Source organism: Acidobacteriota bacterium (genome assembly GCA_028875575.1).
Lineage (GTDB): Bacteria > Acidobacteriota > Terriglobia > Versatilivoradales > Versatilivoraceae > Versatilivorator.
Map to the genome: position 1 here is coordinate 1 of JAPPDF010000001.1, position 24132 is coordinate 24132.

Sequence of the window (24132 nt, forward strand, 5' to 3'; positions counted from 1 at the left end):
CCTGGAGGGGGAGTCGGTGAGACAAGGGCTCCGCCCGCAGTCGAACCGGTGGGGAGGACGGAATCGGCGTGATAGCCACATAGGAGATTCAGCCCGCTGTCGAGTCGGTGGGGCCCCCAGACTCCGAGGTTTGTAAGAGGCACCTGTTTCACCCTGTATGATCCGTCCGCCAGGCCGGAGGCCGGACTTGCCTGATACTATCCCCTGCGCCGGGTGGCTGGAAACCGGTTTATAGTCAAGCACGGAAAGATTTTTCTTAAAGAGGCCTCATTTGCCCCCAGCACGCTCAAACCAGAACATCCGCTACCAACCGGACGAGCGTTGTCCCCCGCTGCTGACCCTGGGGGTCGCGGCCCAGGGCATCACCTTTGTGCTGGCGCCGACCGTGTTGATCGTGGCCATCACCGTCCTGGCGACCGGCCAGGACCAACAGTTCATGTCGTGGGCCGTCTTCGCGGCCCTGATTATCACCGGAGCGGCCACCGCCTTGCAGGCTGCCAGGATCGGGCGGCTGGGCGGAGCCCACCTGCTCATTACCACGGTCACTCCCAACTTCATCGCCGTTTCCGTCCTGGCCATGGAGGAAGGAGGGCCTGCCCTGCTGGCCAGCCTCGTCGTCCTATGCTCGCTCTTTTACCTGGCATTGTCGGCCTGGCTGCCCCGGCTGCGACGCATCATTACGCCGGTCGTCTCCGGCACGGTACTCATGCTGATCGCGGCCATGGTCCTGCCCATCGCTTTCGATCGGATGAAGGAGGTTCCCGAAGGCGCGACTTTGGCTGCGGGTCCGTGCGTGGCGGCAGTGACGCTGGTCGTCACCACGATGTTGATGCTGCGCGCCCCCCGGATCTGGCGTCCCTGGTCGCTGCTGATCGGAATCGCGGCGGGCTGCCTGACGGCAGTTCCGTTTGGATTGTACGACTTTGAGCACCTGGTCGCATCTCCCTGGGTTGGAATCCCCGACAGCCAATTCCCAGGGCTGGACCTGACACCGACCGCCGGCTTCTGGGGGCTGCTGCCGATGTTCCTGATTGTGGGCCTGGTGCAGGTGATCAAGAGTATCGGCGACTCCATGGTTGCTCAACAGGTGTCGCGCCGACGGCCGCGGGCGACCGATTTTCGCCTGATCCAGGGCTCAATCTATGCCAACGGGGTGGGTATCCTGTTGTCGGGTCTTGCCGGAACGCCGCCGACGACCTCCTACTCCTCGCTCACGGTCTCACTCATCAACCTCACCGGTGTCGCCGCGCGCAGCGTTGGCTATACCGTGGGCGGTCTCCTGGTGGTGCTGGCGTTCTTTCCCAAGTTCACGGGCCTTCTGCTCATCATTCCCAGCTCGGTCATGGCCAGCTTCCTGGTGATCGCTCTTGCGATGCTCTTCGTCGAGGGAATTCAGACCCTGGCACGGACCGGCCTCGATCCGCAAAAAGCGATCGTGGCAGGACTGGCGTTTTCCACCGGCCTCGGCATGCAACATCTGAATATATTCAAGGACCTGGTGGGCAGTCCCTGGGACATGTTGCTCGGCAATGGCATCACCGTGGGCACGGCCACAGCGATTGCTCTGACCGCCTTTTTGGAGTGGACCAGCCCTCGGCGCCAACGCCTGGAGGTTCGGTTGGACATCGCCGACCTTCCCCGGATCGATGCCTTCCTCCAAAAGGTTGCGGCCAGGATGGGTTGGGAGGCTGCCGCGACCGGGCGGCTGCGGTCCGCGGGCGAGGAGACCCTGGCAAGCTTGTTGCAGCCAGGAGAAGAATTCCCGGAAGGCGAGAGACCGCGCTTGATTGTGGCGGCGCGCCCCAAGGCCGAGGCCGTGGAAATGGAATTCCTGGCGGTTTTCGACGAGGAGAACCTGGAAGACCGCCTGGCCTATCTGAACGAACAGACCGAGACCTTCGACGAAAGGGAGCTATCCTTCCGCCTCTTGCGACACTACGCCTCCGCGGTGCGCCACCAGAAGTATGACGGGCTGGACATCGTCACCGTCCGAGTAAACCGATAGGGAAACGAAAGTCACAACTCCGTGTTTCGCTCAATGAATTCGCGCAGTTCGGCCGCGCATTCCTCGGGCTGTTCCACTTGCAGAAGGTGGGTCGTCTCAGGCAGGAAATCGTAGTCCACGGTCAGTATGTGACTGAGATCGAGCGTCGGCAGATAGGAGTAGGGGAGGGTAGGATCGGCGCCGATGACCTTGATCGGGCAATGGAAGGTTGCAAAGTCGACCAGCACGGCATAAGGGGCCGCATACTCGGTGACCTGCGCCTCGAAATCTCGCGGGCAGCGAAGCTCATAACCCTCTCCATTCTCGCATTCGCGCAGCGTTGTCCGGGCCATCAGGTCGAAAAACCCCGGCACGGTACGCTGAAAGGTCGGAATATAGGAGAGAACTTCGGTTAACTGTTCCCTGTTCCGGAACCGATGGGCGCGGCGCCGAACCATTGCCGCCAAACGCTCGGCGGCGGCATCGAATTCTTCGTAGCTGGCTCCGCGCTTGCACAGGGGAGGATCGAAGAGTACATAGCCCGAGAATTGGCTGCCCTTGGTGGGGGACAATAGAGTCGTCAGGGCAGCGATCGAATGGTAGACACCGATCTTGGGTTTCTTGCCGTAGTTGCGATCGATGGCTTCCAGGATGATGTCGTGGTCGCTGACGAACGTCGGAACATTGTGCTTTTCCCGAGCGCTGACGGCGTTCCAACCATGGTTTCGGAGATCGTAGATCACCAGGTCGAAATCGTCGAGAAGCAGTGACCAGAAGGGGTAGTAGAGATCGATCGCCAGACCGCTGCCGTGGCTCAGGACGAGCCGTGGTCCCGCCGGGTTTCCATGGCGGCGCAGGGTGATGACGGTGTCATCGTCCACCCGAACATCGCTGGTGGAAAGAGGTTCGGGAATCTCCCACAGGGTTTCTGAAGTCGTGGTCAATGGGAACCCGGGGACAGTTCATGAGCGATGGCGGCGGCGAAGTGCTCGTTGCCAAGGTCCTCCAGCCACCATCGGACTGTCGGGAGGTGAGGGAATCGAAATATGCTGGTCTTGACACCGCGGCGCATGGCCAATGGGATCTCGAATCCGGAGACATCCGGGGAAAGTCCCGTGCCAAGCGCTTTCATCAGTGCTTCCTTGACTGTCCAGAGATGGTAAAACAAGTGAAGTCTATGGTTTCCGCGAGCCAATGCCAACTCGGCTCGTTCGGCCGGCCCCATCACGCTGCCGATGAGTCCATCGAAATCACGCGCCGGGCTGCGTTCCTCAACGTCCACACCCAGCCTCCCTTCGGCGGCAAAGGCAATCAGGCCATGTAGGCTGCCGTGACTGACATTGAAGCCGATGGGGGCCGGTTGCCCATTGACTAACGCATAGGGCTTACCGTGATGGGTAGCGCCGAAGGCGAGCTGGTAGTTGGGGCAACCGAGTTGACTACAGAGAATAGCCCGGAGCGCGGCTCGGCACAAGGCAAATCGGCGCCGAGCACCGTCGAACCTGAAGCGCTGCCGACGCGACTGTTCTTCCTCGTCGAGCCAGGTTAGAGCAGCCGCTTCACGGGCCGCATCGGGGGCCAGATCGACATACAGAACGGCAGCGCTGCCGACTCTCCTGAAAGGACGCCACCAGCAGTCGGCAACAGAGGCGGGCATTACACGTCGGGATTCTGCACCGGCTCGCGGAACCGACGGTGCCGGCGATGGTTCCTCGAGACGGGCAAACGACTTCACGCGGAGTCTAGCCGGGTTGGGAATCGATGAAGTCGACTACTTCCTTCACGCTGTTCAACGTCGTGCAGTGTTCGAGAGTAAATTTGACGTTGAAATCCCGAGCGACCAGTTTCGCAAAAGCAACCAGATCCACGGACGACACACCGGCCTCGAGGAGACTGATATCCAGATCCTCCGGCACATCGATGGCCTGCCCATCGATTTCGAGGTTGTCGGCAATGAGAGTTTTGAGGCGATCTCCGGTTGAGGCCATGTCTAGCACCCTTTCACATTGGTAGAGAGGTTAGTTAGAGGGACAAGCAAAATAGCAAGAGGGACAGCTTAAGTCAATCCAATTTGGTCAACCCCCGGCGCTTGAAGCCGTCCGATTCGCCAAGTCAATCCAATGGCGCCGGCGCTGGAAGGGATAGCCGGGCAGCGAGATCCGGCGCCGCGGCTCCCCGGCGAACAAGCCCGCAAAGGAAAGTCCCAGCCCTGCCTGGTAGGCTCCCGCAACCGCCTCCAGGAAAGCGTCGTCTCCCTGCGAGTCCCGCTGCAAGCTCGACAGCACGACCGGCACTCCTGTGCCCCGGGACGGCTCAGGCCAAGCCGAAACTACCCTGGGACCCAGCACCGCGTCGGGGCCGATCTCCACCACGACCTGCACACTCAGGCCAGCCAAGGTCTCCACACATCGGTCGAATTCTCCGGTCTCACCCGCCTGGCGCTGCCAGTAGGCCGCGTCGAACGCGGCACCCGACTCCACCGATCGGCCGGTCAAACTGCTCACAAAAGCAAGCGACGGCGGCGCACCTGCGATGTCTTCCATAGGCTCCTCCGCGCCCCGCGCCGCGGCAAGCCGCAGCCCTTCCTCCAAACCGAAGACCCCCGACGCCTGCGCCGCCGCAAGCTCCCCGATACCGTGTCCGACCACCACGCTCGGCCCAATCCCCAGGCTCGACCAAAGCGCCCCCAGGGCGCATTCGAGTGCGTAAATGGCCGGCTGCGTCCACGCCGGGTCGTCCAGGGCTCCTTCCGCACCGGTCCGGCCGAACATCACGTCCAACAGCGATGCGCCCCGTTCTTCCCGCAGTAGCGCGTCGCAGTGATCCAGAACCGCCCTCACCACCGGCTCGCTTTCGTACAGCGCCTGCCCCATGCCGGCCCACTGGCTGCCCTCCCCGCTGTAGGCGAACGCTACCTTGGTTGCCGTCAACGGCTTGGGCCGCTGACCCTCGCTCGCGAGTGCCTCCAGCCCGCCCCTCAGCGAAGCGGCATCGTGAAACACCACCCCTGCACGGTAACCGAAATGGCTCCGCCCCACGCCGGCGGTCCATGCCATGTCCGCAAGCAGCGGCCGGCCGGCCGGCCCTCCAGCAGAAAACTCTTCGGCTCGTTCGTCGAGCCAGGACAGATAAAGTCCCGCCAACGCCCGAAGCGCACCGTCCGCCTTCCCCGACAACGGCAGCAAGCGTGTCACGCGTGGCCGAAACTCTTCCTGTGAAAGCGGCAGGTCCGCCACCGACTCCGGCATGGAAACGGTTACGGGTTGCGCGGAACCCGCGGGCAGAGCCCGATCATCCGGACCGGAGCCGTTGGTTTCCCCGTACCCTTCCACCACCACGTGGGAGTTCGTTCCCGATATTCCAAAGGCGCTTACACCCGCGCGCGGCGGGCGACCGGGATGACTCGGCCAGTCGGTCATGGCCGACACCACCCGAACCGGAAGTCGATCCCATTCCAGGTGCGGGTTGGGGTTCCGGAAATGCAGATTCTTCGGGATGGCCCCCTGCTTCATGGCCAACACGGTCTTGATCAGGCTCGCAACTCCGGCCGCCGGCTCCAGGTGGCCGATGTTGGTCTTCACCGAGCCGATCAGGAGAGGCCGGTCCGCTTCGCGTCCCCTGCCGTACACCGCCGCGGCCGACTGCACCTCAATCGGGTCTCCGAACCCTGACCCCGCCCCGTGGGCCTCCAGGTAATCCACTTCCTGCGGGGCAACGCGCCCCCGCGACAGCGCCTCTGCAATCACCCGCTCCTGCGCCGAACCGTTCGGCACCGTCGGTCCGGCGCTGGCCCCGTTCTGGTTGACCGCCGATCCGCGGATAACCCCCCAGATACGGTCGCCATCGGCCTCCGCCTCCCTCAACCGCTTCAGCACAACCATGCCGCATCCTTCGGCGCGCACGAAACCGTCGGCGGCGGCATCGAAGGTCCTGCACCGCCCGCTTGCCGACAACATCCCCAGTTCCGCCATCTCTCGGGTTATGTCAGCGGACAGGAGTACGTGCGCGCCTCCGACCAGAGCCATGTCCACTTCGCCCTGATGCAAGGCCGAGACCGCATAGTGCACCGCGACCAGTGACGACGCGCAATTGAGCTCCACCGGAATGGTCGGTCCCTCCAATCCCAGCGCGAAGGAAATTCTTCCCAGCGTCATGCTGGCGGCGGTGCCCAGGTAGCTGACGCCGTACTTGCCGCTTGTCATCAGGTCCCGGTATTCGCTGGTGGAAATGCCGGCATAGATCCCGGTTCGGCTGCCTCGCAATCGGTCCGGATCCACCCCCGCATCCTCAAGAGCCTGCCAGCTTGTCTCCAGCAGCATCCGTTGCCGCGGATCCATCGCGCGAGCCTCGATCGGCGATATCCGAAAGAACCTGGAGTCGAACTGCTCGATCCCTTCCACAAACCCGCCCTGGCGGTAGGCAGCGTACTCGGCGGGAAGATCTTCAGCCAGCTCGCCCCAGGAACCTGAACCTCCGCGTCCATCCGTGACGGCGTCCGCCCCCGCTTCGAGCTGGCGCCAGAATGCCGAAATATCCGTGGCTCCAGGAAATCGGCAGGCCATGCCCACGATCGCAATTCCGTCCTCTGCCGGCTGCACCACCGCCTGGCGCTCCGGCTCGGGTTGCGTCCGGGCCGCCGGCGCACTGGCGGCCCCGCCCAGTTCTCCGGCCAGATGACGGGCCAGAGCCGCGATGTCCGGGTAATCGAACACGACGGTATTGGGTACCGTGTACTCTTCCGCAAACGCCCGATTGAGACGATTCCGCAACTCCACTGCCATCAGCGAATCCATCCCCAGGTCGAAGAAACCCACCGTGGACTCGGGGGACGACGACAGCCTCAACACGGCTTGCACCTCCTGCTGCAGGAAGGAGACGAGCAGCTCCTCGCGAGCCGGTGCCTCCTGCAAGCGGGACAGCAGGTCCTCTGACGACGTCGGGGAATCGGCTTCGGCGTCCGATGCGGCAGACAGCAAGTCCTCCAGGAAGGCAGGACGGTCCTGCACGGCCTCTTTGAACACCGACCAGTCCATCGACATCACCACGGAAGTGGTGGAGTCCTGCCGCACCAGTTGGTCGAATGCCCGAAGGCCCTGCTGCGGGGTAAACCAGCGGCCTCCGAGTGCCGTTCGTTGCCGGTCAATCCGTTCCCGTTGTTCGGCGGCCTCGCCGATCTCCGACCATGCTCCCCAGGCGATAGCCTGTCCGGGAAGCCCCCGGGCGCGGCGGTGGCCGGCGAGCTGGTCCAGAAAGGCGTTGGCCGCCGCGTGATTTGCCTGGCCCGGATTGCCCATAACCCCCACCCGGCTCGAAAAGAGAATGAAGAGATCCAGATCGAGGTCCTGTGTCGCCCGGTGCAGGTGCCATGCGCCCAGCACCTTCGGCCACAGCACCCTCTCGAATCGCTCCCAACTCTGGTTGGTGAGCGCGCCGTCCGACAGCACGCCCACGCTGTGGATCACGCCCCCGAGGGGTGGCAGCGTCGCATCCATCCTCGCCAGCATCTCATCGATGGCGTCGGCGTCGGTCACATCCGCCAGTTCCACTTGTACCGTGACACCCCGCTCCCGCAGCCCGCCAATTGCCTCCTCGGCCTCGGCATCCGGCGCACGGCGCCCGTTGAGCACGATCGCCCCGGCTCCGTGGTCCGCGAGCCAGCCGGCTATGGCCAGTCCGATCCCGCCCAAACCGCCGGTCACGAGATAAGTCCGGTCCTGCCGCAACCTGCCCTTCGCCAGCGGCGGCAGCGTCACCACGATCTTCCCCAGGTGCCGGCCTGACCGCATGAAGCTCAGGGCCGCCCCGGCTTCGGCAAGCGGCCACCTGCTGTGGATGATCGGTTTCAGCTCTCCCGTCGAAAGGCGCTCCAGCACCTGCCGCAGGACCCTGCCCACCCAGGCCGGTTCGGTCTTTTTCAGAACATCCAGTTCCAGGATGGCGTAGGACACATCCGGACGCACCCCTGCCATCTCTTCCTCGCTCAGGATGTCTCGCCTGGCCATCTCCACGAACCTGCCGCCCTGCTTGAGGCAGGACAGACTGGCCTCGATGAAGCCCTCTCCCGTCAGGCTGTTCAACACCACGTCCACACCCGCGCCGTCGGTGGCTTCGAGGATCTCCCTGCCGAAGGCTGTCGTGCGGCTGTCGAATATGTGCTCCACGCCCAGTGACCGGAGATAGGCCTGCTTCGGTGCACTGGCGGTGGCGAAGACCTCCGCTCCGGCGGCTTGCACCAACTGGACGGCCGCCAGCCCGACGCCGCCCGCGCCGGCGTGAATCAGCACCTTCTCGCCGGATGAGAGCCCCGAATACTCGAAGGAGAGGGCGGCGGACACGAAGGCGCTCGGCACCGTGGCCAGCCCCGACACCGAGAATCCGGATGGCCTGGGCGCAACCAGCTCCTCCCGAGTGACCATTTGCGGGCCGAACGCGCCGAACCCCAATCCGACCACCGGATCGCCGATAGAGACGGTCGTCACCTCGGAACCCACCTCGAGGATGTGGCCGCAGAACTCTCTGCCCAGCAGCCCCTCCTCGATGAAGCCGAGCGACCGAAACACGTCCCAGAAGTTGAGTCCGGCCGCCTCGACCCCAACGCGAACTTCCCTCGGTTCCAGGGAACGCGCCGGCAGTGGCTGCACATTGGGTCTGTCGAACACGCCGGCCGGGTCCGGAGCCAGCACCCAGTCCGGCTCCTCCGGCAAGGTCAGCCGCTCCGGCCCGGCGCTCGCCCGAACCAGGCGGGCCACCTGACGGCGTCCCGATCGATAGGCGATGTGATTCTCGGAATCGGGATAGAGGAGTTCATTGACGAGGTCGGGTGTGGGCACCGTTTGGCCTGGGTCCAGATCGATCATCCTGGGCTGGAGATGAGCCGCTTCACGGGCCACGGCCTTGCCGAAACCCCACAGCGTTGCGCCGGCAAGTTCTCCGCCGCGCTCCCGCTCCAGCACCTGTGCGCCGCGCGTAATCAACCAAACGCCGTGGGCGGGGATCGCATCGGAATCGGCGACACCCTGCACCAGCGCCAGCGCACTGGCTCCGGCTCGTTTCACGTCCTCTGCCATCTCCTCCGTGGTGGCCTGTGCCCCGCGACCGTCCAGTCCCGCCAGATGCACAACGCCGCTGAGCGGTAGGTCGTCGGGCAGGCTGGTCACAAGTGCCCGCCAGGACTCCCGCTGATTCATTTCCACGGCAGTCCGGAAGACACCGGGACCGGCCACTGCCGGCCCCTCTTCTTCCGGCGCTTCACAGCCAGCCAGCACGACCGTCTGGTTGCGCGCCGCCAGTTCGGTTGACAGCGTCGCCGCCAACCCTCCCTGGTCCGCTGCCAGAATCCACAGTCCCGGAGACTCCTTCACTTCCGCGGGGCCCTGAGCCACAATGACACCCTTGTCCGGTGTTCGTGAGGGGTCTGACTCGTCCGGTCCGAGAACCTCAGCGGCCTGGAAGCCCGCCTGGCCGAGGGCGTGGCGCCACACCGCCGGGCTCGCCAGGGCGTGGTGGGGGCGGAAGTCGTCGGCAAAGCGCCACCACCCGTCCAACTGGCCGAAGGTCAGGTCCATCCAGCCCAGACCGCTGAGGTTTTCCAGCGCGATCAAGTGTCCCGACGGCGCCACTAGATCCAGGCAGTGGCCCAGCGTTTCCTCCAGGTACCGCGTGGCGTGCAGGACATTGGACGCGATCAGCAGGTCATAGCCATGCCGGTCGAACCCCTGGTCGATGGGGTCCTTCTCGATGTCCAGCGGACGGTACTGGATGCACCCGCCGCCATCGCCGAACCGAGCTTCCGCCTCGGCAAAGAAGCCCGCGGAGATATCGGTGTAGGTGTAGTCGAACCGTCCGTCAGGAAGCTCCGGGAGCACCGAGGCGGTCGCGGACCCGGTACCCGCCCCCACCTCTATCACCCTGAGACGCCGTCCCTGGGGCAATGCCGCCACCAGCGCCTGCACGGCCTCCGACAGCATCCGGTTGGCTGCTCGCGCGACGGGCGCTTTCAGATACAGATCGGCCGCCGTGGGTTCTCCGCTGCTGAACAGCAGTGTCAGCGGATCCTCGCGACCGCGAAGCACCTGGGCCAGAGCCTTGCCGGAACGCCGGAAAAGTCCGATCTCGGTCAAACCGTGGGGATGGAGGTCGGTCAGCCGGGAGGAGAACTCCTCGAGATCGCCGGGCAATGCCGCCGGCAGCGGATCGTCGGGCCCCACCACGACTACAAAGCCATCGCCAACCTCCTCGAGCACTCCCGACTTGGCCAGCATCTCGAGCATCCGGCGAAAGAGGCGCTTGTGTTCCGGGAGGACCTTCAACCGGCTCCGCAAGGCCTCCGGGTCCACGGTCTCGCCCGACCGGCGCTTCCAACCCAGCTCTTGCAGGGTGGCGAGCGCGCGGGACCGGGACCAACGCTCGAGGTTGGCAAGCAGGGCGTCCCGGTCATCGGGATCGACCCCGGCGTCTCTCAGATAACCCGCGAACAACTGCGCGCCCGCCGCAACGGCCGCGGGTTTCGGGAAGAAGTCGGCCGGTGTGATTCCGGGTGGAAGGTCGCGCTCACGCCACACCACCTCGTACAAGAGTTCCTTGACCCCTTCGATCGCCGAAAGCAGCGCTGCCCGGGTCGCCCGCTTGACGGTGTAGCCGCTCAGGCGGCCGAGCAGAGTCCCGTTCGGATCATAGATGCGCAACTCGCCGCTCAGAACTTCGGCAGGCTCGCCTGCGCCGGTTTCCGCCTCGCGGGAGGCTTCACTCAGGCGCGCGTGGCAGACGACCCGATCCGGCAGAGGTCCAGCCAGCCACAGTCGTTCCCAGCCGAACGGCAGATAGGCGGCCCCGCCCTCGCTTCCCGCCAGGTTGCGGGCCGCGCCCAAGACCTGGAAGCAACCGTCCAGAACCAGCGGATGGATATCAAGCCCATGTCCGGTCAGAGAATCCGGCAGAGAAACCTCGCCCAAGGCCTCGCCCGGGCGGGACCAGACCCTACCCAGCGTGCGAAGGAGGGTACGGAGATCGACCCCGGTACTGGCCCTGTGACGGTAGTAGCCTGCCACGTCCCCGGGCGACAGGCCGGCCTTCAGGCCTTCCAGGTCGATCCGCTCACCCCCTTCCGGGTCGGGGGTGTCTGGCAACAGACGACCCTCCACGTGGACCGTCCATTGCCCGTCGCTCCCCTTGCTGAAGATCTGGACACCGCGTGCCGAGGTCGATTCGGAAGCCTCGAGCACCACCTGGACCCTTCGGCCCTCCTCATCCGTTCCGCTCTCGTTCTCCTCGAAGACGAGAGGGTTGTGAAGCTGCATGTCGTCCACGACCACCGGGCCGCTACGCTCCAGAAGGGACACCGAGGCCGCCATGGCGCCGTAGAGAGCGCCTGGCGCCACCACCCGGTTGAACACCCGGTGGTCGCTCAGCCAGGCTGGCTCCGAGGGGAATATTTCCGTCTCGAATGTGATCTCGCCACGGGCGGATTCGTGCCGGTCGCCCAACAGCTTATGGCCGGCGCTTCCACGTCGACGTCTCGGCAACTCGATCCAGTGCCGCTCGCGCTGGAACGGATAGCTGGGCAACGAGATCCGTCGCCGCGTCTCCCCTGAGAAGAGCCCCTCGAAACGAATCGGGAGCCCCGCCTGGTAGGCCTTGGCGACACTCTCCACGAAACCGTCGATTCTTCCGGTCTCCTCCGTGCTGTCGGACGGCGGGCAGAGACTCGACAGAACCACTGGTGGCGGCGCCTGCGGCGTCTCCGGCCAGGACGAGGCAGCCATGGGAGCCAGCACCGATCGCGGGCCGATCTCCAGCACCAGGTCCACCCCCAGATCCGCCATCGTCTTCACCCCCTGGGCGAATGCCACCGGCTCCCGGGCATGCCGCTTCCAGTAGGCTCCGTCCTGCACCTGGCCCGGCTCCACTGCCCGACCTGTCAGGTTGCTGACCACGGCTAAAGCGGGCGTCCGGATCTCGACGCCGCCGAGGGACGCTTCCAGTTCGTCCAGAATGGGCTCGACCAGGGCGCTGTGGAACGCACGGGTCGTGTTCAGCCGCCTGACCCGCACACCCTCCAGCTCGAATCGCTTCGAGATCGCTTCAATTCCCGCAATCGGTCCGCTGACCACCTGGTGGGTGCCGTTGAATCCCGAAATGCTCAGCCCGACATGGGAAGAGGCCGCGTTCACCGCCTCCACCGCCGGCGCCACCCGCTCCGGCGGCGCGAAGACTGCGGCCATGCCACCCTCTTCCATCTGCGACATCAGCCCGCCCCGTTTGGCGGCGAACCGCATCCCGTCCTCGAGACTGAATACACCTGCGGCCTGCGCGGCCGCGAGCTCCCCGATGCTGTGTCCGACGACCACGCCGGGGTGAACGCCGACACTCGACCAAAGCGCCGTCAAGGCGCACTGCAGCGCGTAGAGGGCGGGTTGTTCCCAGGCCGTGTCACCGAGGTCCCCCTTGCTTCCGGTCCCACCGAACATGACATCCAGCAGGGAGACTCCTCGCTCCCGAAGCAGGACCGCCTCGCAGCGGTCCAGCACCGCCCGCGCCACCGGCTCACTCTGGTAGAGCCCCTTTCCCATGCCAACCCACTGACTCCCCTGCCCGGTGTAGGCAAACGCCACCCGGGTCGGTGTCCGCGACGACGCACCCCTATCCTCTTCAGCCAGTCCGCGGAGTCCGTCTCGCAGTGATTCCACGTCGTGGAAGACGACGCCCGCGCGGTGACCGAAGTGACTCCGGCCCACGCCGGCCGTCCATGCCATGTCAGACTGGAGCTGCCCGCAAGCGTCGCCCTCGGCTGAGAGCTGATCCGCACGTTCGTCGAGCCATGACAGGTACCGCCCGGCCAGATCGCGGAGCGCGCCCTCCGACTTGCCCGACAGCGGAAGGAGACGTGTCGGGCGCGGCCGAACTTCCTGCTCCGGCAGCGGCAGATCCCCCACCGTCGCCGGCAGCCAAGCCGTCACCGACTTCCCGGAGCCGACGGCCCACGGCTCTCCGTTGGACCTGCCGTCCGGGGCACGGTACTCCTCCATCACAATGTGAGCGTTCGTCCCGGATATCCCGAAGGAGTTCACACCCGCCAGTCGTTGCCGCCCCGGCCGCTGCGGCAAATCCATCATCGACGATGTCACCTGCAGAGGCAGACGATCCCAGTCGAGACTCGGATTGGGATTACGGAAGTGGAGGTGCTTCGGGATCACACCCCGCTCCAGTACCAGCGCCGCCTTGATCACTCCGGCCACGCCCGCGGCCGACTCCAGGTGACCGACATTGGTCTTTACGGAACCGACGAGAAGCGGGCGGCTGTCGGGCCGGCCCTTCCCATAGACTGCGGCAACGGCATCGATCTCGATCGGATCCCCTACCGCGGTACCGGTCCCGTGGGCTTCCAGATAGTCCACCTCCAACGGGGAGACTCCCGCGTCGGACAGCGCTGTTTTCATCACTTCTTCCAGCGCGGGGGTATTGGGCACCGTCAATCCGACGCTGGCTCCGCCATGGTTGACCGCGGCGCCGCGGATCACCGCCCGGATCCGATCGCCGTCCGCCTCCGCATCGCTCAGCCGCTTGAGGACCAGGACCCCGCAGCCCTCGCCTCGCACGTAGCCGTTGGCCGATGCGTCGAACGCCTTGCACTGCCCATCGGGAGACAGCATCATCGAATCGGCTCGCAGTTCGTAGATGCGGCCATTGAGGATCGCCTGCACGCCGCCGGCGATGGCCAGATCCGCCTTGCCCTGCTGCAGGTCCGCCACCGCGTCGTGGACCGATACCATGGATGAGGCGCAGGCGGCGTCCACCGCCTTCGCCGGCCCTCTGAGACCCAGCACGAAGGATACCCGTCCGCTGGCACCGTTCAGGTTGGTGCCGCTGAGAGCATAGAGGCACCCGGCAGCCTCGGAGGGCTTGCTCGAGTCCACGACCAGCATTCGGTATTCGTCGTTGCTGATCCCGGTGTAGACGCCGGTGAGGCTTTCTCTCAGGCTCTCCGGATCGATTCCCGCGTCCTCGAGAGCCTCCCAGCTCGTCTCCAGCATCATGCGCTGCTGCGGGTCCAGCAGTTCCGCCTCTACCGGAGAAATCCGGAAGAAGGCATCGTCGAACAGGTCGATGTCGTCAACGAAGGCGCCGTAACGACACCCTACGCTCTGAACCCCGTCGTCGGGGAAGAGCAGGCCCCAGCGGCCTTCTCCGGAGCCCGGCACCCCTTCGCTGACGGAGTTCCGACCGGCTTCGAGCAGACGCCAGAAGGCAGAAATGTTTGGCGCGCCAGGGAAACGGCACGCCATCCCGACGATGGCTATGGGCGGCGTCCGGACCAAGTCTGCCGTCCGCTCCCGATTATCGGTCGCCTTTGAGGATTGATTGCTTGCCATGGTGGATCCCCCAGCCCAAGTTCTGCGCCGACCACTTTAGTGCGGTAGCTCCACCGCATTATATACTTTGAAGGCCGGTAATTGTACCCCCGACTGACCCGAGATGGCAGCAGTCCTTTTGCTACTCCACTTCCTTGTAGAGCAGCACCGACCCCGAAGCGGCCCGCTGGAGCTGCAGCCGGATGCGCGCCGCGTAGTCGTCCAGCACCGCCCGCGTCAGGAAACGGGCACCTGCGCCGACGATCAGCGTCACCAGGACAACTGCCAAAGTTGAGCGAAACAGAAGGTACTGAATCCCGACCGCAATCCCCGCGGCCATCAAGTAGACCATCATCAGTACGAAGTCCGCCGCGCCGCGGGTCGGCACCGCTTGTTTGCCGAACGGCACACCGTCGATCAGCCTGAGACCCACCCCAAGGTAGAGGGAAGTCACCGCCATGCTGAAGGAGACAAAGAGGAGAACGTCCGGCATCGGCCAGAACCAGGCCAGCACCGGCAGCGATAGCAGGTTGGGCAGGGCGGCCAGCAGGAGCCAGAGCGCCGCATGGATGCCCCCCGCAAAGGGGCGGAAGGAGGAATCGGGAGCGGTGAAAAACCAGGCGGTGGCCTTGAAGTCGTTACCGTAGGCCAGAAACCGGCAGATCGAGATCATCAAAAGGCCAAGCAGGTGGGGCAGAAAGTGGATGAGGGCAAATTCCGGCCCGAAGGGAGAGGCCAGCCCGGCGCTGGCCAACACGAAACAGAATGAAAGGATCAGCACAAGAAGGACGGGAGCCGCGTTCCTGAGGAACTGCCAGTCCCGGAGCATCAGGGAATGCAGATATTCATAACCCGCGCGACAGGCCTGTCCCCCGCCAACCCGGGCAACCCAGGGGCCCACTCTCGACCCCTTGCGCTTGAGCCACCGGACCCTGCTGCCGGAGTGCATCAGGCCGGAGACTCGGATCAGGTGGTCCGCCGAGAGGGCCCGCAAGCCCTGGAGGATCGCAACCAATCCGACAACGCCACCCGCCACCCCCAAAAACACCGGGAATCCGTCCGACAGGGCGCCGACTGCAGCCAGCCACCGCTGGAATAGCTCGACCGATCCTGACCAATCTACAAGGTCTCTCCACAATCGAAGCAGAATCTGGAATCCGAACAGTAAAAGCATGGGGACCACCTGCACCAGGCCGGCGGCCGCCTTGAGGCGCCGCACCGGGACAAAGCGAATCAGCCAGCCGAACAGGCTGCAGCAGAGCAGTGCGAACACCATCCCCGCGCCCAAGGCGATCAAAAGGTGCGCCAGGGGATAGACCAGCCAGCCGGTCCCCTCCCCGTGAGGAAGAATGAGACCAACCAGTGCCGGCACTCCGTTGACTCCCGCCACCACGTAGACCACCGCTCTGACCAGGTGGGTCAGCTTGGCGGCCGACCAGGTGGCTCCGTTCACCGGCTGATGGGCCAGAATCAGTCCCTCGACTGGGTTGACCAGGGTTTCGGCCGCCTCGGGGATCAGCAGTATGCTGAGGTTGAAAACGGTGATGCCGAGAAATAGGAGGAGATACCATTCGGGGGCCGTACCGGTGAAGGCCATTGCCAGGCTAATGAGGCTGGCCAGGAAGAACCAGAAGATCACCAGAAATCGCAGGGAGTAGTCCTGGTTGCCCATCCGGGCCACTTCTCCCCGGTTGCCCAGCGTCTGGAACAAGTCGACCAGGAGCCAGTATCGTCGGGGCTCGATGCCGCAGCTTTCCAGCAGCCGGGTAAAGGCCCTGCCGCGAAGGCAGCGCCTTGCGATCGAACCAAGGACCCTCATGACCGGAGACCCTCGATGATTTCCGAGACGCCGCTGGCGGTTCCCTCGGCCTGGGTCAGTTGCCGAAAGACGTCCTCCAGGCTGCCCCTCGCGGTGGAAGCCTTCAGCGATTCCAACGACCCGTCCGCGATGAGCTTTCCTTCATGGATGATCAGGGCGCGATCACACACGCGCTCCACCACGTCCAGGACGTGGGAACTGTAGAGAACGGTCTTCCCCTCCGCAGCCAGGGCACCCACCAGGTCCCGCACCATCAGCCCGGTGTTGACGTCCAGCCCCGAAAGCGGCTCGTCCAACAACACCAGCTCGGGATTGTGCAGCAGGGCCGCGCTCAACAGCACCTTCTGCCGCATGCCCTTGGAGTAACCGTCCAGACGGCGCCTGCGCTCATCGGCCAGGTCGAATTGCTCGAGGAAAAGGTCGATTCGGGCCTGCAGAGTCGGCTCGGGGACTTCCTGAAGGCGGCCCATCAGCTCCAGGAACTCCTGCGCCGTCAGGCTCTCGAAGAGCGCGGCCGACTCGGGCACATATCCGATGCGCTTCTTGGCCTCCACCGCCTCGCCCGGCATGGAAAAACCGGCGACTCGAACCGATCCTCCGCCCGGAGGCAGGATGCCCGTCAGAACCTTGATGGTGGTGCTCTTGCCGGCGCCGTTGGGACCCAGCAGTCCCACTACCTCGCCCCTCCCCAGGGTGAAGGAAATCCCGTGCAGGACCTGCCGGCTCGCATAACTGAAGGTCAGCCTCTCTACGGTCACCACGGCATCAGGATGGTGGGCTTCACTCAAGTCGGGCCTGCACTCTAATTCAATTCTGAACGAACTCGCGAGGTTGTGCCTCAAACCGACCGGCAGGGAAAAAAGACATCCACGAAGGGACGCTAAGGAACTGATTAAGGAATGGTTGACTGCTGATCAGGCGGCCTGTCGCGGCGTGATGCTCTTCGCAATCCGTTTCCCGGTCCTAATTTCAGCCATCCGCAGCTCGAATGTCTTTTGCAGGTTCAACCAGAACTCCGCCGTGGTGCCGAGATAACGGGACAAGCGCAACGCGGTGTCAGCGGTAACGCCGCGCCGCCCATTCAGTATCGCAGTTATTCGGTTACCGGGAACATCCAAAGCCTCGGCAAAAGCCTTGGCCGACATCTCCAGCGCGGCAAGCTCGTCGCGCAGAATTTCGCCGGGATGCACAGGTCTCATGCCATTTTGGCTCATATCACCATCCTCCCTCTATCGATGATAGTCCACAATCTCCACATCATGGGGACCATCCTTCTGCCACCGGAAACAGACCCTCCACTGTCGATTTATTCGGATGCTGTATTGACCCGATCGCTCATCGGACAAGGATTCCAGACGATTACTGTGCAAGGCGGATAAATCGCGCAGTGTCGTCGCGCTATCAAGAACAGCGAGCCGGCGCGTCGCCTGGTCGGCGAAACCCTGGAAACCCGGAACCCGTTGGCCTTCAAAAAATCGTTGGGTCTTCCGGTCCCTGAAACTTCGGATCATAGTCTATAGTGTTTGGAAAAAATATGCGATACGTATCCTGTATCGGAGGCGCACGATCTCTCGCCGCACCAGTGAACTCCGCAGATCGAAGTGGGGGAGATAGGGTCGGGCTGCGCCCGGACTGGGGCGGGCGGGACGCCCGCGCTCCCGGGCGGGCCGCCTCCCATCACTCTTGCTTTCAAAGGGGGCGCAGGTCGAGTTTCAAGGTCGCAATTCGCGCCGATGCGGCAAAGCCGTCCCGCTTGGTGGTCCTTCGTGATCCTTCGTGTCCCTTCGTGGATAGCTCTTTTTATTGCTTCCGGCAAACGACGGCGATTCAGAAATAAAGGAGCAGCCCCACCCGGGCGCTGACTCCGCTGGCTTCCAGAGACAAGGGGACCGTCACCCCCACGTCGGTGAACGGAATGATCCTTGAGGCGCTTCGGTAGTCCGTGTACCTCACTTCGCCCCTTATGGCGATGGCTCCCAGCTTTTTTTCGATCCCGCCACCGGTGGTCCAGCCGATGAAATTCTCGTCGAACCGGTCGGTCCCCGAGGTGAACTCGCCGGCCTCGGTACAGGGCTCCGGATTCAGGCATCCGGTATAGTCCGACCTGAACCCCGCCTTGAGGTGGCGCAGGCCGACCAACCCGTAAATGCTGGGACCAAGCCCCGGCCCCACCACCGGAATTCCGGCGCCCAGGCGCAGAGTGAAGCCGATGCTTCTGTCCTTGTCGAAAGACCAGTCCTCGGGCCAGACCTCTCCCAGTTGGTTGCGCCCCTCGGAAGTCCCCAGTCCCGGCAAGCGCCCTATCACTGCGCCACGGTGATAGGCCATGTCCCCCTCGCCGGCCACGAAAAAACCGGTGAGGCCGATAGGAACGCGGTAGCCGGCCAGGAAACCGTAGCCGAAGGCCGCCTTGGTAGCGGAGTCGTCGGCTCGAAAAACCTCGCCCGGATTGAGTGAAATGTTGTTGGGGGCGGTGTTGTCCACGGTCTTGTCGTACAGGACATCCAGACGTTCGCCCGACCCCGTGAGACCGACGTAGAAGTCTCCCCCTTCAGCCGGCGCCGGGCCCATGACAGTCCAGAGCAGTCCGGCTGCAAGACAGCCCCACCATTTGACTCTTCCAATGGGCATCATCCGCATAAAGACCTCCATCATGCCCGCGCAGTCGCGGGCGATTGAAATTTCCAAAAGGGTTATGGAAGGGGGGCAAGAAGACAAGTATCCAGGCTTGCCTTAACGTTTTGAGAATCGAGGACGGGAGCCCGCTGTCGAGCGGCTAGACTTCCAGCAGCCGCTCCTGCGAGTCGCCGAACTCCTTGAGGTGAATGCCGTACTTGTCCAGCATGGACAGGAACAGGCTGCACATCTTGCGGTTGGGTTTATCGAGGTAATTCAGGATCCGGCCGCCCTCCAGCTGCCCCCCGGCGCCGCCCAGCAGGACTACCGGCAGTTGTTTGGCGTTGTGGCGACCTGTCAGCATGCTGGAGCAGATCATCAGCATGGAGTTGTCCAGGGCGGTCCGCTCGCCCTCCTGCACAGCATCCAGCTTGCGGGCGATGTAGGCCAACTGTTCCACGAAGAACTGGTTCACGCGAAGCCAGGCGTCGTTATCCTGATGGGAGAGCTCGTGGTGGCCGACCGTGACTCCCAGGTGGCGGAACAGCAGGTAGCTGTGATCGTTGTTGAGCTTCAGGGTGCAGACCCGGGTGGTGTCGGTCTGGAAGCCCAGCACCAGAATGTCGCTCATGAGCCGCATGTGTTCCGGGATGTCCTGCGGCATGCCGTCCGGCGGACGGGGAATGTTGGGCTTGTCCAGGGTGGGACGCCAGCCCTGCACCTCCCCCCGGTTACCGGCCTGCTCGATGCGCCGCTCCACCTCACGCACCGAGTTCAGATACTCGTCCAGCTTGTGCTGATCGTTGGAGCCGATGTCCCGGCGCAGGCGATTGGCTTCGTCCAGCACCGCATCCAGCACACTCTGGTCTCCGCGCTGGACGCTGTCCTTGAACAGCCGGTCGAAAGCCAGGGCGGGATAGACTTCCAGCGGGGTGGGAGCCGTGGGAGAACTCCAGGAGATGTGCGAGCTGTAGAGCATGGAGTAGTTCTTGTGAATCCCCGGGTTGGACCGTTCGCAACCGATCACCATGCTGGGCACCTTGGTGGAGCGCCCGTAGCGCTGGGCCACCACCTGGTCGAAGCTGGTTCCGGAACGAATCTCGCCGCCGTTGGCCAGCGGCGCCCCGGAAAGCAGGTTGCCGGTCTGGGAGCTGTGGATGTTGCCCTTGAGCGCCTCGGCGTTGTAGAGCCCGCGGATGAAGACCATTCGCTCGCGAAAATCGGTCAGGGGCTCCAGCACCCGGCCGAGCTCCATTTGCTTCCCTGCTCCCCTGGCCCACCACTCCTTGGTGTGAAACCCGTTACCCGCAAACAACACGCCCAGGCGAACCGGGGCCTCATTGGAGGCGCGCACACCGGGAGCCGCCCATGCATCCCGAACCGGCAGCGACTCCATCCAGGGCAGCGCCATGGTGACGCCCAGCCCCCGGAGGAATTTTCGTCGAGAAAATCGAGGATTGATCATGATCGGCCTCACGGCAAAGGAGAGAGGGATTGCGGGGGTATTCTACCTCTTATCGCCTCCGAACGCACCAGGAACCTCGAAACCCCGCTATTGACAGTACGGATCGGGAACGGCCCCGCCGGGAGCTTTCCCACAAAGATCAGTGACCGGTTCCCCGGGCCACCTGCAGATCCCGGCCCCGGATCTCCCGGAACTGACGGCTTCGAACGATCGTCTCGATGGCCACCGAGAACCGGTAGTCGTTTTCGGCCAGGCGTTCCAGAATCTCGGTGACCAGCGGCTGGTCGGAGAGTTTCAGTTCCCGGCCAATGGCATAACCCAGCAGCTTGCGGCAGAACTGGCGCAGCACTTCCTCTCGCCGGTGCTCCAACAGGTAGTCCCGCAAACCGCCCAGTCCCTCCACCTCGGTTCCGTCGGGAAGCGTGGTCCGGGTATCCAGGGGACGGTCGGCCATGTCCCGGTCGCGGCGCCGGCCGATGGCGTCGAAGCCCTCCAGTGCGAAGCCGAAGGGGTCGATCCTTCGATGGCAGGAGGCGCAACTGGGCTCGCTGGTATGCAGGGCCACCAGCTGGCGCAGGGTCAGCCCCTCGGTCGCGGTCTCATCGGGTGGAAGTTCGGGCACGTCCGGGGGCGGCCGGGGCAGCTTCTCTCCCAGGAGCACTTCGCTGATCCAGTTGCCGCGCAGGATGGGACTGGTCCGGGAGGCGCCCGACTGCTTGCTCAGGGTGGTGCCCAGCGCCAGAATGCCGCCGCGCCCATGCTCCTGAACCTGGATGCGCTGCCAGTCCTCGCCCCGAACGCCCTCGATCCCGTAAAACTCGGCCAGTCTCTGGTTGACGAAGGTGTGATCGGCGTTGAACAGGCTCAGCAGGGAGCCGTCCCGTTGAAACAGATCGGTAAAGAACCGGATGGACTCCTCGTACATCTCACCGCGTATTTCGGCAAACTCCGGGAAGTACCGCTCGCTTTTGACTTCGGTCTGGTCGAAGTCGTAGATGTGCAGCCACTGGCAGGCAAACTCGGTGGCCAGCCTCCGCACCCGGGCATCGGCCAGCATGCGCCTGGCCTGCCAGACCATCACTTCGGGAGCACGCAGCCTGCCCTGAGCGGCCAGGGCGCGCAGTTCCCGGTCCGGCTGGGAAGACCAGAGAAAGTAGCTCAGCCGGCTGGCCAGCTCCCAGTCGGAGACCTCAGCCGTGGCTTGGGGCGGCGCCTTCTCCAGCCGGTAGAGAAAGGGGGAGGCGACAAAGACACGGGCCAGCGTCAAGCGAAACGCCTCTTCGTGGGGAAGCTCCTGCTCCCGCAGCCGGCGGTACAGTCCGTGAAGCTCCTCCACTTCCAGTTCGGTCAGGGGACGGCGGTACGCCCGGCCGGCAAACTGGACCAGGGCCGCCAACTGCAAGGGTTCGGCTCCCACCAATTCCTGGCGAAAGGCAGCCGCCTCCCGCTTGATGGGTGGCTGCAGAGGCAGCAGGGCCCGGTATTGGGAACGGTCCCTTCGGCCGTTGCCCTGCATGGCTTCCATAAGCAGATCCAGGGCTGTCACCCGATCAAAGGGACTCTGGCTGACGAAGCGAAGTTCTTCCCAAAGCCGGTCGAGCCGAGCCCGCTGGCGGCTGTCCAGCATCAACCGGGCCAGGTGGTCATCCTCGCGATAGAACAGTTGCAGGGTGAGGATCTCGTCGACCGGCACGATCTGGGTGAAGCAGAGCGCCGCCGGAAAGAGGCTACGATATTCCTCCAGGGCCGCCTGCATCCGCTCCCGGGCGCCGCCGCCTTCGGCCACCAGGATGGGCCGGGTGAGGGAGAGGTCCCGGCGGTCCGAAAATACCTGGCTCACGCTCGAATACAGGACGCTGGTCCGACTGACCAACAGGCCGGATGTCTCTGCCGGCTCTCCCAGCACCAGTTCCACCTGAACGCTGCCCTCGCTGCCGGTTTCCTCATCCAGCACGGCCCGGGCGACCAGGTCGCGGCCGGACGCAAGGGAGGCAGGCAGGCGAATGGGAATCACCGCCGGTGCGCGCACGACCAGCGAGTCGGCATCAATGGCCTTGCCGTTGGGATGACTGCCGAACATGCCCGGGTCCAGGCCCCACTCGACTTCTTCCGGAGTGGGTTGGCCAGAGTCTGAACCGCTCGTTCCCCGGCTGAGGCCGCGAACCTCCCGCAGCAGCACGTCGGGTTGACCCACCCGCACCAGGCGCGGCCGCTCCAACACCACCAGGTCATCCTCGTTCCCGTCCCCGGCATCGGTCACCACCAGAGACACCAGCACTTCCCCGTCTCGCCGGTCCGGCGGCCTGGGGGGGATGGAGGCACACAGGTACTGCTGAAAGACCAGGGGGTCGACCGGCTCCATCCACCGCTTGGGTCCTCCGGTCCTGCCGATCAAGCCGACCGGCCCAAAGGTCCAGAGGGCCCGCTGCCAGGCGGCAACCGCCGAGGTCAACGCCCCGGCGTCGGAGGGCCCGGCGCCGCGCCAGCGGGCACGCAGGTCATCCATCAGGGGAGAGGGGGCGACTCCGTTGAGACTGTTCCACAACCGGCCGAGGTAGCCGGCATTCAGCCCGTATTGCCGGGCCACGGCCGGGATGGTCTTGCGGCCGGAGCGCAGCGCCTGCCGCTCGGCCAGCGTAGCTGCAAAGTATTTCTGCAGCGGCAGAGCTCCGGACAACCCGATGCGGGAGTTTCCGTGGACGTTGACGTTTCCCACCTCCGAACCCACGCCCAGCTTCCGGACGTCCGTGTACCGGCCGTAGAACTGGCGGATCTCGGCCAGTATCTCGTCGGTCCAGTCGCGCCGGGTCTTCTGAAGGGAAAAACGAAACCCGTCCGGCAACAGCACGGCGTGTTGGGCAATGACCTTGCCGGCGTCGAGATACTTCTGCAGCAGGCCGGGAGACATCACCAGGGCGTTGCCGGCATTGGTGAACCCTTCCCCGGCCGCGCTGTCGGTGGGAAACTCCCGGGTCGGATCCAGAGCGATTCCGGTCAGGTCGCGAACGGTGTAGGTGTACTCGGCGTTGTTGAGCCGTCTGAGCACCACCGGCCCCGGGTCCCCGGCATTGGCCAAAGACTCCGCCCGCAGATATCCCTTTACCCAGTCCAGCAAAGCCTTTCTTTGCTCGGGTAACGGTTGGCCGGATCCCTCGGGGGGCATCTCCCCCCGCTCCAGCATGTCGACCACCTTGACCCAGGCCCCGGCATCCTGCCGCACCTCGGCCATGTCGGTGAACCGCTCCAGGTCCAGCTCCCCGGTGCGCAGGGCCGTCGAGTGGCAGTTCTGGCAGAACTGCCCGATCAACGGCCGCACCTCCCGGTCGTACCGGAGTCCGAGCGCTTCGAAGGACTCGGTCTGTTGGTCGCCGGCCAATAGCGGAGCACTGGACACTGCTACGGCCAGACCAAACAAGGCACCCAGAAAGGCCGGCGCCATGACGCCTCCGGCACTCCCGCGGGTACTAAAAACAGCACCCATATCAAACCTCCAAGTGTGAGTCACAATTTAGCGCAACCGCCCGGTGCTGTCCACTTCATTGGGGGATGAGGGGCGGTGTTGGCGTGGGCTTGGAGAGGCCGTGTGTTCCTGAAGGACGTTACTGATTCGCCGCTTGGCGGCTGCGGCAGCGCGGGTTTCAGATGGGAAGCGCCGGGTAAGAATTGAGGAGCGAAGGCGGCGGTGGTGGGTGATTGTGGCGGGGGGCGGAGTTTTTTTGGGGAAGCTGTGCGTTCCCGAACGGGTGCTTTCTATTCGCCGCATTCGCGGCTGGGTTGACGCAGAACTCATAGGACCCCGGGTTGACACCTCCGTCGCCCAGAGGACTCTGCCTTCGCTGCCAAGCGCGACTCCTCCCAGGCTCCTCCTGGCTCACCCCGCAGGCGACACGAGGGCGCAGCT

General features: G+C 64.4%; 12 protein-coding genes. 1 reads left to right on the forward strand and 11 read right to left on the reverse strand.

Annotation, left to right across the window (positions count from 1 at the left end):
* Window positions 1-271: 271 nt before the first annotated feature.
* Window positions 272-2005, forward strand: a complete 1734-nt coding sequence (locus tag OXI69_00005; protein MDE2664513.1) for a hypothetical protein — start codon at window positions 272-274, stop codon at window positions 2003-2005.
* Between the two features lie 11 nt (window positions 2006-2016).
* Here OXI69_00005 and OXI69_00010 read toward each other — a convergent pair whose 3' ends face one another.
* The 11 genes from OXI69_00010 to OXI69_00060 all read right to left on the reverse strand — a co-directional run bounded on the left by OXI69_00010 (window position 2017) and on the right by OXI69_00060 (window position 23670).
* Window positions 2017-2928 (reverse strand): alpha/beta hydrolase, encoded by a 912-nt coding sequence (locus OXI69_00010; GenBank protein ID MDE2664514.1) that lies wholly within the window; start codon window positions 2926-2928, stop codon window positions 2017-2019.
* Entirely contained in the window at window positions 2925-3641 is a 717-nt protein-coding gene (locus tag OXI69_00015) for a 4'-phosphopantetheinyl transferase superfamily protein (GenBank protein MDE2664515.1), read from the reverse strand. The genes OXI69_00010 and OXI69_00015 overlap by 4 nt, the downstream gene beginning before the upstream one ends.
* Window positions 3642-3726: 85 nt before the next feature.
* Window positions 3727-3972 carry an acyl carrier protein gene (locus OXI69_00020; protein MDE2664516.1) on the reverse strand — a complete coding sequence of 82 codons (246 nt, stop codon included), beginning with the start codon at window positions 3970-3972 and terminating at the stop codon, window positions 3727-3729.
* 87 nt (window positions 3973-4059) lie between these two features.
* The gene (locus OXI69_00025; GenBank protein MDE2664517.1) at window positions 4060-14352 is read right to left on the reverse strand and encodes an SDR family NAD(P)-dependent oxidoreductase; all 10293 of its coding nucleotides are present in this window, start codon (window positions 14350-14352) and stop codon (window positions 4060-4062) included.
* Between the two features lie 121 nt (window positions 14353-14473).
* Complete coding sequence (locus tag OXI69_00030) at window positions 14474-16150, reverse strand: hypothetical protein (protein ID MDE2664518.1); 1677 nt, start codon at window positions 16148-16150, stop codon at window positions 14474-14476.
* Window positions 16147-16938, reverse strand: coding sequence for an ABC transporter ATP-binding protein (locus OXI69_00035; GenBank protein ID MDE2664519.1), 792 nt, complete (start codon window positions 16936-16938; stop codon window positions 16147-16149). The genes OXI69_00030 and OXI69_00035 overlap by 4 nt, the downstream gene beginning before the upstream one ends.
* Window positions 16939-17064: 126 nt before the next feature.
* Complete coding sequence (locus OXI69_00040) at window positions 17065-17364, reverse strand: HigA family addiction module antitoxin (protein MDE2664520.1); 300 nt, start codon at window positions 17362-17364, stop codon at window positions 17065-17067.
* Window positions 17365-17379: 15 nt separating this feature from the next.
* Window positions 17380-17661, reverse strand: coding sequence for a type II toxin-antitoxin system RelE/ParE family toxin (locus OXI69_00045; protein ID MDE2664521.1), 282 nt, complete (start codon window positions 17659-17661; stop codon window positions 17380-17382).
* 316 nt (window positions 17662-17977) lie between these two features.
* On the reverse strand, window positions 17978-18784 hold the full coding sequence (locus tag OXI69_00050) for a hypothetical protein (protein MDE2664522.1): 807 nt from the start codon (window positions 18782-18784) through the stop codon (window positions 17978-17980).
* 142 nt (window positions 18785-18926) lie between these two features.
* The gene (locus OXI69_00055) at window positions 18927-20231 is read right to left on the reverse strand and encodes a DUF1552 domain-containing protein (GenBank protein ID MDE2664523.1); all 1305 of its coding nucleotides are present in this window, start codon (window positions 20229-20231) and stop codon (window positions 18927-18929) included.
* A gap of 139 nt (window positions 20232-20370) precedes the next feature.
* Window positions 20371-23670, reverse strand: coding sequence for a DUF1592 domain-containing protein (locus OXI69_00060; GenBank protein ID MDE2664524.1), 3300 nt, complete (start codon window positions 23668-23670; stop codon window positions 20371-20373).
* Window positions 23671-24132 lie beyond the last annotated feature (462 nt).